Below are 11,710 nucleotides of genomic sequence, written 5' to 3' on the forward strand. Positions count from 1 at the left end.
GTCTTGCGACGTTAAGAATCCAGTCCATCTGAGTGCCCACACAGATTGTCTGATAAATTGTTAAAGAGCAGTGCCGCTTTGCTTTTTTCTCAGCGGCGCGGGTTGCGTATACTACGCTTTCCCGCTTCAGAGTCAAGCGTTAATTTTCGCTTCACCCTGTTTTAAATCTTTCTGTCAGGCCGGCGTGTTTGCCGTTGTGCCGTGTCAGTGGAGGCGCATTATAGGGAGTTCTCGGACGCTGACAAGCCCTAATTTCAAATAATTTTCTGACCGTCTTTTTTTTGTGCAAAATCGTATTAAATGGGCAGTTTTTCAACTTTTTTGAAGCCATATCGCTCAAGAACTGGCCGCAACTGTTCAGTTTCCTCTGTTATCGCCATGCAATAAGCCATGTTGTCATCTGAAGATTTTGCCTCCGGCGCTTCATGTTCAAGCAGCCAGGCTGTTCTGCGCGCTATCGCCGAACCGGAATCCACCAGACGCGTACCCTCTGGCAGCACCGCCAAAAGCTCTTCCTGCAATAAAGGGAAATGGGTGCAGCCCAGCACGACGGTGTCCGGCGGCTCCGGCATACGCAGCCACGGGCGTAAAATACGGCGCAGCGCATCAAGCGGGACGGCTTCGCCATGCAGCTTCGCCTCAGCCAGTTCCACCAGCTCCGCCGAGCCAAGCATTTCTATCTGGCATTCATTAGCAAAACGAGCGATGAGTTCATGCGTATAAGGACGACGCACCGTAGCGCGGGTAGCAAGCAGCCCAACCACGCCATTCGCAGTAAGACGCGCAGCGGGTTTGATCGCGGGCACTACGCCCACCACAGGAAAAGAGAATTTTTCACGAAGCGCGGGCAGCGAAACCGTGCTGGCGGTATTACAGGCGATGACGGCTAATGCCAGCGGATGACGCTGTTGAACCGCCGTGACTATCTCCACAACGCGCTCAACAATGAACGCTTCGGTCTTTTCGCCATAAGGGAAAGCCACGTTATCAAAGGCGTAGAGATAATGAAGATCCGGCAAGAGCTGCCGGATTTCATCATAAACGGAAAGCCCACCGACGCCGGAATCAAAAACCAGCACGGTAGGCCGGGCGTCAGAAGGTGTAGCTGCCAGACAAGGTGTATTCCCGTCCTGCAGTTTGGTAGCCATAAGCTGTCTCGTAATCTTTATCGAACAGGTTAGCTATTTTACCACGAACTGTGAGGTGAGAGGTCAGCGGATAAGAGGCAGAAACATCCACCGTGCTGTAGCTCGGCAATATGCGCTGCTCCGGATTGTAACTGGAGCTTCTGTTATCGTAGCGTTTGCCGAAGTACTGCCATGCGATATCCATATCAACATTAAACATTGTCCAGTCCAGTTGATATTTCGCCTGGCGTTTAGAGCGACGCGGCAATACTTCGTCCGTTTCGTCATCACGCGGGTCGATATACTGCAACGTTACGCGGTGGCTGAAGATGCCCGTATTGACGTTACCGGTCCACTCCACGCCTTTGATCGTCGCTGAGTTGATATTGTAATACGCATCATCATCATAAGTGATGAGGTTATCTATCTCGTAGCGATACGCAGACAAGCGCCAGTCCAGCGGTCCTGTCAGCCCCTCCAGCCCCGCCTCCCATTGTTTAGACTCCTCCGGTTTAAGATCCGGGTTAGAGGCAATGCCGAAGCGCTCAGCGCCATATTGCTGGCCTAAAGAAGGCGCCAGGAAACCCGTGCCATAAGAAACTGTGGCGCGATAGCCTTCGACAAATTCCCAGCCTGCCGCTGTCTGCCAGGTGCCATGCCAGCCAAACTCATCGTCTTTATCCTCACGACCAGAGGCTTCCAGCGTCACATCGCCGAACTGCTGCTGCCCGGTGAGATAAAGTCCGGTATTTTCGCGTTTGTAGGTGTCGCGGGAATAGTCATCGGAGGAAATCAGACGCTCCTGCTTCCAGTCCACCCCTGCGCTTACCGAGCCATGACCGACAATGAGGTTATTACCCCACTGGATATAGCGCTGCTCCATGTCGTCAAGCGTCGTGCCATCTTCATAGCGACCGTACAGGCTGCTGTAGTTGTAATCTTTAATCTTCTGGTAGTTAGCAATTAACTGGGAAGAATAGATACCGGAATTGAAGCGAAGACCGGCATCCCAGTTCTGGTTATAGAGCTGATGTTTATCGCCGCCAGCGTCATAGCCGTATTCGCCCTGGTCGTAATCCGTGTTGTTGCTAAAGCTATAGCCGCGAAAGAAGCCGTCAACGTTGTCATTGAATTTGTGCTCAAGCCCGCCCCAGAAGGTTTTATTGCGATAACCATCGCGGTCACTGTCGCGGCTCCAGCTGGAGTCTGGCTGAACGTTGAACCCTTTCGTGCTTTTATATGCCCCGGCAACGGTCGCCACAGTATCGCCGAAGCGCTGCCGCAGCGCGCCGTCATATTCCTGATAATGACGGGAACCGAAACCGGCATTGATTTGCGATTTCGCGTCGCTGGCTTGCGTAATAATGTTAATCACACCGCCAATCGCGCCGGAACCATATACGGCAGAACGCGGGCCGCGAATATATTCAATACGCTGAACCAGCGAAACAGGGATTTGATTGAGATCCGGGTCATTGGAAATGCCGGAGCGCGCAACCGGCACGCCATCAACCAGCACCAGCGTGTGTTTAGCTTCTGTGCCGCGGATAAAAGTTGAAGAAGTTTGCCCCATGCCGCCGTACTGGGCGATATCAACACCCGGCAAGCGGCGCATTACATCGCTCAAAGACTTCGCCTGCCAGCGCTCAATATCCTCGCGCGTCACAACTTCTGTCGGCGCCAGCACAGTATTAACAGGCTGTTGAAAACGGTTTGCGGTAACTACCATTGAATCCGGGCTTGTTTCCTGCGCCCAGCCAGAAAACGCCGTGACGGAAAACGCCGTCAGCAGCGAGATTTTTTTTATCATCATTAACAAAGCATCCGCTTAATACGAAGGATGCCGCAGTCACGATCGGTAGAACGCGACGATCGTGCAGAGTGCGACGTATTTCCGGCAGGTCTTCGGGCTTGGAGGCGTGGAATGGATGATGACTTCCCGCTTATAGAAGCAGTGTCTGCGAATCGCTATCATCCCGCCTGTCTTTACCGCTGCGCGTCAGCTCCAGCTTTTCACTGGATTCCCTTTTCACTCAAGGAGACCGGAACGCGCATGCTACAATCAGCACCATATAGATGTCCAGACTGCTATTAATATCAGCTTACCTTCGTCCCGGGCTGGACATCACGCCTGCATTCCCTACAATCCCCGCGTAAATCGATATCAATCAGGAAGCATAATGACGCCCGAACACCTCCCGACAGAACGGTACGACGCTCAACTGGACGAGAAAGTGGTACGCCTGCAAGACATGATGGCCCCTTTTAACGCGCCGGCGCCGGAGGTGTTTCGCTCGCCGGTGAGCCACTATCGCATGCGCGCCGAGTTCCGCGTCTGGCACGATGGCGATGACCTCTACCACATTATTTTTGACCAGGAGACGCGCCAGCGTATCCGTGTGAACAGCTTCCCGGCGGCGAGCAAGCTTATCAACGCGCTGATGCCCGCTATTATTGACGGCGTACGCGATACCCCTGCGCTGCGCCACAAGCTGTTCCAGATTGATTATCTGACGACGATGAGCAACCAGGCGGTGGTCTCTTTGCTTTATCACCGCAAACTGGATGAAGCCTGGCAAGAGCAAGCGACGGCGTTGCGTGACGCGCTGCGTGCAAACGGGTTTGATGTTCACCTGATTGGCCGCGCCACCAAAACCAAAATCGAGCTTGATCAGGATTACATTGACGAGCGTCTGCCGGTGGCGGGAAAAGAGATGGTCTACCGCCAGGTAGAGAACAGCTTCACCCAGCCTAACGCGGCGATGAATATTCAGATGCTGGAATGGGCGCTGGCGGTAACGCAAAACGCCTGCGGCGACCTGCTCGAACTCTACTGCGGCAATGGCAACTTCTCGCTGGCGCTGGCGCGCAATTTTGAGCGCGTGCTGGCGACAGAAATCGCCAAGCCGTCAGTGGCTGCCGCCCAGTACAACATCGAAGCCAATCATATCGATAACGTGCAGATTATCCGCATGTCGGCAGAAGAATTTACTCAGGCTATGAACGGCGTGCGTGAATTTAACCGCCTGAAAGGCATCGACCTGAAAAGCTATAACTGCGAGACGATTTTTGTCGATCCGCCGCGCAGCGGGCTGGATGCCGATACGGTGAAAATGGTGCAGGCTTATCCGCGTATTCTTTATATTTCCTGCAATCCGCAAACCCTGTGCGAAAATCTGGAAACATTGTCGCAAACCCATACCGTCGAGCGTCTGGCGCTGTTCGACCAGTTCCCTTACACCCATCACATGGAATGCGGCGTGCTGTTAACGCGCCGATAACAAAAAGGGCGCCGCAGCGCCCTTTTTTATTCGTCGTAACGCGCCTTACGACGACGCAGACGAAAGCCAATCCAGAACAGCAGCACCACAGAAAGTACCGACGGCAGGAAGTTGGAGCCAATCTCCGGGTATTCCGCGCGCACAACGGCGCTGTAAAGCAGTACGCCCAGTATAAAACAGGCGGCGGCAAGGCCCGGCAGACCCACCGGCATGGTGCGGTTCTGGTAACGCTGATGCAGGCAGTACACCGTCAGCACCAGCGAGATAATCGGAAAAAGAGAGAAAGGAACGATAGAGCTGAACAGCGCTGCGAAGGTGCCGTTAATCGAAAGGCCGGCTAACAGCGCCAGCAGCAGCGTACCTTTTTCTTGCGAGGAGGTTTTCATTGTCTGTCCTTTATTTTTCAGCGTGATGCAACATCTTTTCTTGTTCACGGCGATACCAGTAATACGCGCCTTTGGAGATCATCCGCAGTTGCAATACCAGCCGCTCTTCTAATTGCCTGCGCTGTTCCGGCCCGACGTCGAGCGCCTCAGCCCCGGCGCTGAAAACGATAGTCACCATCGCTTCCGCCTGGGCTTCGGTAAAACTGCGCGGCATAGCGCTTTCGAGCTCCAGATAGTCGGCAAGTTCCGCGATAAAATGCTGGATTTCCCGCGCCACCGCCGCGCGAAACGCCGCCGAGGTGCCGGAGCGTTCCCGTAAAAGCAGGCGAAACGCGTTAGGGTTATTGCCGATAAATTCCATAAAGGTGGAGACAGAAGTGCGAATAACGCTGCCGCCTTTGGCGATGCGCTGGCGCGCCTGGCGCATCAACTGGCGCAGCATCAGCCCGCTCTCATCCACCATCGTCAGACCCAGTTCATCCACATCGCGGAAATGACGGTAAAACGAAGTAGGCGCAATACCCGCCTCACGCGCGACTTCGCGCAGGCTCAGGCTGGCAAAACTTCTTTCAGCACTAAGCTGGCTGAACGCGGCTTCCACTAACGATCGCCGGGTTCGTTCTTTCTGTTGCGCTCTTACACCCATCACGTTTGCCTGAATCCTTCCTGTTGAAACGGCACTATACCAGAGATCAAAATTACCGGGTTTATACTGGATTGTGAATGATTGTTTACGCGCGCTGGCTCCCGTTAAGAGGGAAATAACCGCGTGATAATTGGGTTAACCGCACAGAGATGTTACTATTCTGTTGTTTTTATGTATAAGAATAAGGTAAGCCTTACCATGCCACAGACCTACGATTATGACGCAATAGTGATTGGTTCCGGCCCCGGCGGCGAAGGCGCCGCGATGGGACTGGTTAAGCAGGGAGCGCGGATAGCGGTAGTCGAGCGTTACCATAATGTCGGCGGCGGTTGCACCCACTGGGGCACTATCCCGTCAAAGGCGTTGCGCCATGCTGTCAGCCGCATTATTGAGTTCAACCAGAACCCTCTGTACAGCGGCCACTCCCGCCCCCTCCGCACCTCCTTCGCTGATATCCTTAACCACGCCGACAACGTCATTAATCAGCAAACCAACATGCGGCAGGGCTTTTATGAGCGCAACCGCTGCACCATTTTGCAGGGCGACGCCCATTTCGTTGACGATCACACCCTCGCGCTGGCCTGCCCGGACGGCTCGGTAGAAACGCTGACCGCTGAAAAGTTTGTTATCGCCTGCGGCTCTCGTCCTTATCACCCGGCAGATGTGGATTTTACTCATTCCCGCATTTACGACAGCGATTCTATCCTCAGCATGCATCACGAGCCGCGCCACGTGATTATTTATGGCGCTGGCGTTATCGGCTGCGAATACGCTTCTATCTTTCGCGGCATGAACGTGAAAGTTGACCTTATCAACACCCGCGACCGCCTGCTGGCGTTTCTTGACCAGGAAATGTCGGACTCGCTCTCCTATCACTTCTGGAATAACGGCGTGGTGATTCGCCACAACGAAGAGTACGAGAAAATCGAAGGGGTGGACGACGGGGTTATCGTGCACCTGAAATCCGGTAAGAAAGTGAAGGCCGACTGCCTGCTTTACGCTAACGGCCGCACCGGCAATACCGATTCGCTGGCGTTGCAGAATATCGGGCTTGATGTGGACAGCCGCGGGCTGCTGAAAGTGAACAGCATGTATCAGACCGCGCTGCCGCATATCTACGCCGTGGGCGACGTTATCGGCTATCCCAGCCTCGCCTCCGCCGCTTACGACCAGGGTCGCATTGCCGCGCAGGCGATGATAAAAGGCGAAGCTTCCGCGCATCTGGTGGAAGACATTCCTACCGGTATTTACACCATCCCGGAAATCAGTTCGGTGGGTAAAACCGAGCAGCAATTAACGGCGATGAAAGTGCCGTACGAGGTGGGGCGCGCCCAGTTCAAGCACCTGGCGCGGGCGCAGATAATCGGCATGAATATCGGCACGCTGAAGATCCTCTTTCATCGCGAAACGAAAGAGATCCTCGGCATTCACTGCTTTGGCGAGCGCGCGGCCGAAATTATTCATATCGGCCAGGCGATAATGGAGCAAAAAGGCGGCGGCAACACCATTGAGTACTTCGTTAACACCACCTTTAACTACCCGACAATGGCCGAAGCTTATCGGGTAGCAGCGCTGAATGGCTTAAACCGCCTGTTTTAACGACGCGTCGAAATGGCCGTCCATCTGTTTACGGATGGCCTCCGCCAGCTGCTCATAGCGGCTGCGCAGCGGAGAGCCAGGACGATAAACCAGACCGATGGTGCGTTTCGGCTCCGGCTTAATGCAGGGCAGGTAAACCACGCCGTCACGATGACGTTCTGGCGGCACAGCAAGCGATGGCAGCAAAGTAATGCCGCTGCCTGCGGCAACCATGTTGCGCAGCGTTTCCAGACTGGTGGCCCGGAAATGGGTGTCTTCGTCGGCGCCCGCTTCAAAGCAGAAGCCCATCGCCTGATCGCGCAGACAGTGCCCATCTTCCAGCATCAGCAGTTTTTCACCGGCCAGCTCGCCCATCGGCACGCGGTCGCGGTTCGCCCACGGGTGATCCTCATACACCGCCAGCATCATCGGCTCGTCAAACAGCGGCACCTCGATAAAAGACTCGCTCTCTTTCACCAGCGCCAGAATAGCGCAGTCAAGCTTGCCGCTGTCGAGTTGCGCCAGCAGCTGATGCGTTTGCGCTTCATGCAGGTACATTTCAAGTTTGGGGAATGTCTGATGCAGCATGGGGATCACCAGCGGCAGCAGATAAGGGCTGATGGTTGGGATCAGGCCGATATGCAGCGGGCCGGACATCGCTTCCCCCTGCTGGCTCGCCATCTCTTTAAGCACTTTAACTTCGCGCAGTACGGTACGCGCCTGGTCAACCAGCAGCAGCCCCGCCTGGGTAAAGAGCACTTTGCGGCTGGTGCGTTCCAGCAGCATCACGCCAAGTTCGTCTTCCAGCTTGCGGATCTGCCCGCTCAACGTAGGTTGGCTGACATGGCAAGCATCCGCCGCGCGGCGAAAATGCCGGTGTTCGGCCAACGCCACCAGGTATTCAAGATCACGAATATTCATTAATCCTCCTCCGCCGCCACGATAGTTCATGGCGATAGATATCATAGCAACGAACGATTATCCCTATCAAGCGCAAACGCCAATAATAGACTCCAGCGACAGGGCACCTGACTAACTGACCCCTTAAGTCAGGACCCCGTCGGCAGAGAATCTCTCTGACCTGAATAACTAAAGCCAACGTGAACTTTTAGCGGACTTGATGTCCGCTTTTTTTTTGCCTGTCGAAAGGCGAAAAAAAGCCTGGCGGCAAGGCCAGGCTGAGAGGAGCAAAGCAAAAGTTACGTTAAGCCAGCCGTTGTTTCGCCGCGTCGATTGCAAGCTTCACCTGCACCGGCGAAACGCCGCCTTTCGCGGCGCGCTTATCCAGGCAAGACTGCAACGACAGAAGAGGGTAAACATCCTCACCGATTACAGCACTGAATTGTTGCAGATCGTCGAGCGCGAGCGCTTCCAGCGCTTTACCCTGACGAATCGCTTCGACCACCGCTTCGCCAACAATGTGGTGCGCTTCGCGAAACGGCACGCCTTTAGCGACCAGGTAATCCGCCAGTTCCGTCGCATTCGCATAGCCCTGCTGCGCCGCTTCCTGGCAGCGCGGGCGTTTCACCTGAATGCCATCCAGCACCAGCGTCGCCATGTGCAGGCAGTCAAGCCAGGTATCAAGCGCGTCGAACAGCCCTTCTTTGTCTTCCTGCATATCCTTGTTATACGCGAGCGGCAGCCCCTTAAGCGTCATCATCATGCCCGTAAGCGCGCCCTGCACGCGGCCGCACTTGCCGCGGATAAGCTCCAGCGCATCCGGGTTTTTCTTCTGCGGCATTAAAGAGGAGCCGGAGGTCACGCGGTCGGAAAGCTCGACAAAACCCGCTTCGCCGGAGTTAAAGAAGATAAGATCTTCGGCAAAGCGCGAAAGGTGCACCATGCCGATAGAGGCATCGGAGAGCAGTTCCAGCACATGGTCGCGGTCAGATACGCTGTCCAGGCTGTTGCGCGTTGCTGACGCAAAGCCGAGCCAGCCCGCAAGCTGTTCGCGGTCGATGTCGTAAGCGGTGCCTGCAAGCGCCCCGCTGCCCAGCGGGCTGACGTCCAGACGCTTAAGCGTATCCTGCAAACGGCTCTCGTCACGGGCGAGCATTTCAACATAAGCCAGGCACCAGTGAGCGAAAGTCACAGGCTGGGCGCGCTGAAGATGGGTATAGCCCGGCATCACCGCGTCCTGGTTATTTTCCGCCGTCGCCACCAGCGCGCTCTGCAACTGACGGTTAGCCGCCAGCAGCTCGCCAACCTGCTCTTTACACCAGAGCTTGAGATCGGTCGCTACCTGGTCATTACGGCTGCGTCCGGTGTGCAGTTTTTTGCCGAGCGCGCCGACTTTATCAATCAGTTTGCCTTCCACCCAGCTGTGGATATCTTCGGCGTCGCTTTCCAGGATCGCCTGCGGGTTTTCCCGCACCTCTTCCAGCAGCACCGACAGCGCTTCTTCCAGCTGCTGCTGTTCTGCGCCTGACAGGACGCCTACCGTCACCAGCGCTTTGGACCAGGCCACCGACCCGATGATGTCTTGCTCAGCCAGTCGGTAATCAAAGCGTAAGGAGTCGTTAAACTGTTTAAAACGCTGATCCGCTGCCTGAGTAAAACGTCCGCCCCAAAGTGCCATAGTTACGCTCCGTAAATTCCTGTCTTGATAATATTTTTACTGGCGGGCGACATCCGCGCCGCCCGCCGTCTGCGTTAAGCCTGATTACTTTTTCTGCTCGTTCAGCGCGCGAATGCGAGAAGAGAGCGAGAACAGACGGATAAAGCCGCCCGCGTGGCTGTGGTCGTAAACATCGTCTTCGCCGAAGGTGGCAAACTCTTCGTTATAGAGGCTGTTCGGCGATTTCTTCTGGATAGCCGTCACCTGGCCTTTATAGAGTTGCAGCACCACTTCGCCGTTTACCTGCTCGGCCAGGGATTCCGCCGCCGCCTGCAAGGACTGACGCAGCGGGGCGAACCAGCGGCCGTCATACACCACGTAAGACATCTCCAGGCCCACCTGCTCGCGCCATTTGAAGCTGTCGCGGTCCAGCACTAACTGCTCAACGCCACGCAGCGCCGCCATCATGATGGTGCCGCCCGGGGTTTCGTAACAGCCGCGGGATTTAATGCCCACCAGACGGTTTTCCACGATGTCGATACGGCCCACGCCGTGCTTCGCGCCAATCTTGTTCAGCACTTCCAGACACTGGAACGGAGAGAGGTGTTCGCCGTTAACCGCCACCACTTTGCCTTGTTCGACCGTTACCGTGACCTGCTCTGGCTGATCCGGCGCTTCCAGCGGATCGACAGTCCAGACCCAGCAATCTTTATTCGGCGCGTTCCACGGGCTTTCCAGCACGCCGCCTTCGGTGGAGATGTGCCAGGCGTTTTCGTCGCGGCTGTAGATCTTCTCAAGCGTGGCGGTCGTCGGGATGTCACGCTCTTTCAGGTAGTCCAGCAGCGCTTCACGGGAACGCAGGTTCCATTCACGCCACGGGGCGATAACTTTCAGGTTCGGCGCCAGCGCCGCCCAGGCGGATTCAAAACGCACCTGGTCGTTGCCTTTACCGGTGGCGCCATGGCACAGCGCGTCCGCGCCGACTTTATTCGCCACATCCACCAGCGCTTTCGCAATCAGCGGACGCGCCATGGAGGTGCCCAGCAGATAGCTGCCTTCATACAGCGCGCCGGTTTGCAGTACCGGGTAAACGTAATCTTTGATGAACTCTTCACGCGCATCGACGACGTAGCATTCAGAGGCGCCGGAGCGCAGGGCTTTTTGTTCAACGCCTTTCAGGTCGTCACGATCCTGGCCGATATCCACCACGCAGGCGACCACTTCGCAGCCTTCATAGTTCTCTTTCAGCCATGGAATGATGGCGGAGGTATCCAGGCCGCCGGAGTAGGCGAGAACAACTTTTTTGATGCCGTGATTTTGCATTTTCATTTTCCTTCAGAATGCTTTTACTTACGCAAGAATACGGGTGCCGATGGCTACCCCGTTAAATAAAGAGGGCAACTGTTCAGCATGGCGCCAGGAGGCGATATCCACCGGGCGGCCCAGCGTGCGGGCGGCATCCAGCGCGGCGTGAACTTTTACAATCATGCCGTCGGTAATAATGCCCTGGGCGATAAGCTGCTCGGCTTTGGCGGCGGTCATCTCAGCGATGCGCTGGCCTTTGCCGTCCAGAATGCCGCTGACGTCAGAGAGTAAGATCAGATCCGCGCCAAGCGTTGCCGCCAGCGCCGTCGCCGCCTGGTCGGCGTTGACGTTCATCAGCTCGCCCGCTTCCGTCACGCCGATAGAGCTCACTACCGGCAGAAAACCTGCATCCAGCAGCGTGTTGATGAGTTTCGGCGAGCCCGGCTGCGCCTGGCCTACGTGGCCCAGCGCTTCATCAAGCTGCGTGACCTTAACGCTGTCGCCATCGCCCAGGTAAAGCCCGACGGCGGGAATAGCATGTTTTTTCGACCAGGCGAGCAGCGTTTTGTTGGCGGAGCCCGCCAGCGCGCCGGTGATAATGTCTATCTGGTCAGCGGGCGTGACGCGCAGGCCATTCTTTTTCTGCACCGGCAGGTTGAGCTTTTTCATCAGCTCGTCCACCACGCAGCCGCCGCCGTGAACGATGACCAGCGGACGCTGATGGGACTCGCGATAGTTCACCAGCGCGGTAAACAGACGCTCCAGCGCCTCTTCGCTATCCAGCAACACGCCACCTAACTTGATAATTAACGGGTTCATCATCTCACCTG

10 protein-coding genes and 1 riboswitch are annotated in these 11,710 nt (G+C 55.9%); of the genes, 2 read left to right on the forward strand and 8 right to left on the reverse strand.

The window, feature by feature from the left end; translation table 11 throughout:
• Nucleotides 1–296: 296 nt before the first annotated feature.
• Nucleotides 297–1,148 (reverse strand): glutamate racemase, encoded by an 852-nt coding sequence (gene murI, locus DW56_RS09025; RefSeq protein WP_035889804.1) that lies wholly within the window; start codon nucleotides 1,146–1,148, stop codon nucleotides 297–299.
• The gene (gene btuB / locus DW56_RS09030) at nucleotides 1,093–2,937 is read right to left on the reverse strand and encodes a TonB-dependent vitamin B12 receptor BtuB (protein ID WP_024553391.1); all 1,845 of its coding nucleotides are present in this window, start codon (nucleotides 2,935–2,937) and stop codon (nucleotides 1,093–1,095) included. The genes murI and btuB overlap by 56 nt, the downstream gene beginning before the upstream one ends.
• A 69-nt stretch (nucleotides 2,938–3,006) precedes the next feature.
• Nucleotides 3,007–3,189: riboswitch (cobalamin riboswitch) on the reverse strand.
• Nucleotides 3,190–3,307: 118 nt separating this feature from the next.
• Between btuB and trmA the strand changes: the two genes are divergently transcribed.
• Complete coding sequence (gene trmA, locus DW56_RS09035; protein WP_024553390.1) at nucleotides 3,308–4,408, forward strand: tRNA (uridine(54)-C5)-methyltransferase TrmA; 1,101 nt, start codon at nucleotides 3,308–3,310, stop codon at nucleotides 4,406–4,408.
• Between the two features lie 26 nt (nucleotides 4,409–4,434).
• On the opposite strand, the gene DW56_RS09040 is transcribed toward trmA, so the two are convergent.
• A complete protein-coding gene (locus tag DW56_RS09040) occupies nucleotides 4,435–4,794 on the reverse strand; it encodes a YijD family membrane protein (protein WP_024553389.1) in 360 nt (119 codons plus the stop codon).
• Between the two features lie 10 nt (nucleotides 4,795–4,804).
• Entirely contained in the window at nucleotides 4,805–5,443 is a 639-nt protein-coding gene (fabR, locus tag DW56_RS09045; protein ID WP_035889805.1) for an HTH-type transcriptional repressor FabR, read from the reverse strand.
• 195 nt (nucleotides 5,444–5,638) lie between these two features.
• Between fabR and sthA the strand changes: the two genes are divergently transcribed.
• A complete protein-coding gene (gene sthA / locus DW56_RS09050) occupies nucleotides 5,639–7,039 on the forward strand; it encodes a Si-specific NAD(P)(+) transhydrogenase (protein ID WP_024553387.1) in 1,401 nt (466 codons plus the stop codon).
• Here the strand turns inward: sthA and oxyR are convergent.
• From oxyR to argB, 4 genes are all read right to left on the reverse strand, one after another.
• Nucleotides 7,022–7,939 carry a DNA-binding transcriptional regulator OxyR gene (oxyR, locus tag DW56_RS09055; protein ID WP_024553386.1) on the reverse strand — a complete coding sequence of 306 codons (918 nt, stop codon included), beginning with the start codon at nucleotides 7,937–7,939 and terminating at the stop codon, nucleotides 7,022–7,024. The two genes, sthA and oxyR, sit on opposite strands and share 18 nt — an antisense overlap.
• Before the next feature lie 283 nt (nucleotides 7,940–8,222).
• Nucleotides 8,223–9,596, reverse strand: a complete 1,374-nt coding sequence (argH, locus tag DW56_RS09060; RefSeq protein WP_024553385.1) for an argininosuccinate lyase — start codon at nucleotides 9,594–9,596, stop codon at nucleotides 8,223–8,225.
• 84 nt (nucleotides 9,597–9,680) lie between these two features.
• Nucleotides 9,681–10,898 carry an argininosuccinate synthase gene (locus tag DW56_RS09065; protein ID WP_024553384.1) on the reverse strand — a complete coding sequence of 406 codons (1,218 nt, stop codon included), beginning with the start codon at nucleotides 10,896–10,898 and terminating at the stop codon, nucleotides 9,681–9,683.
• 27 nt (nucleotides 10,899–10,925) lie between these two features.
• The gene (gene argB / locus DW56_RS09070) at nucleotides 10,926–11,702 is read right to left on the reverse strand and encodes an acetylglutamate kinase (RefSeq protein ID WP_110877517.1); all 777 of its coding nucleotides are present in this window, start codon (nucleotides 11,700–11,702) and stop codon (nucleotides 10,926–10,928) included.
• Nucleotides 11,703–11,710 lie beyond the last annotated feature (8 nt).

Source organism: Franconibacter helveticus LMG 23732, assembly GCF_000463115.2.
In the GTDB taxonomy this organism is placed as follows: domain Bacteria; phylum Pseudomonadota; class Gammaproteobacteria; order Enterobacterales; family Enterobacteriaceae; genus Franconibacter; species Franconibacter helveticus.

What these genes read in the sequence shown, in the direction of transcription:
- murI (WP_035889804.1), bottom strand. Translation starts at nt 1,148, where the DNA reads ATGGCTACCAAACTGCAGGACGGGAATACACCTTGTCTGGCAGCTACA.
- btuB (WP_024553391.1), bottom strand. Translation starts at nt 2,937, where the DNA reads ATGATAAAAAAAATCTCGCTGCTGACGGCGTTTTCCGTCACGGCGTTT.
- trmA (WP_024553390.1), top strand. Translation starts at nt 3,308, where the DNA reads ATGACGCCCGAACACCTCCCGACAGAACGGTACGACGCTCAACTGGAC.
- DW56_RS09040 (WP_024553389.1), bottom strand. Translation starts at nt 4,794, where the DNA reads ATGAAAACCTCCTCGCAAGAAAAAGGTACGCTGCTGCTGGCGCTGTTA.
- sthA (WP_024553387.1), top strand. Translation starts at nt 5,639, where the DNA reads ATGCCACAGACCTACGATTATGACGCAATAGTGATTGGTTCCGGCCCC.
- oxyR (WP_024553386.1), bottom strand. Translation starts at nt 7,939, where the DNA reads ATGAATATTCGTGATCTTGAATACCTGGTGGCGTTGGCCGAACACCGG.
- argH (WP_024553385.1), bottom strand. Translation starts at nt 9,596, where the DNA reads ATGGCACTTTGGGGCGGACGTTTTACTCAGGCAGCGGATCAGCGTTTT.
- DW56_RS09065 (WP_024553384.1), bottom strand. Translation starts at nt 10,898, where the DNA reads ATGCAAAATCACGGCATCAAAAAAGTTGTTCTCGCCTACTCCGGCGGC.
- argB (WP_110877517.1), bottom strand. Translation starts at nt 11,702, where the DNA reads ATGATGAACCCGTTAATTATCAAGTTAGGTGGCGTGTTGCTGGATAGC.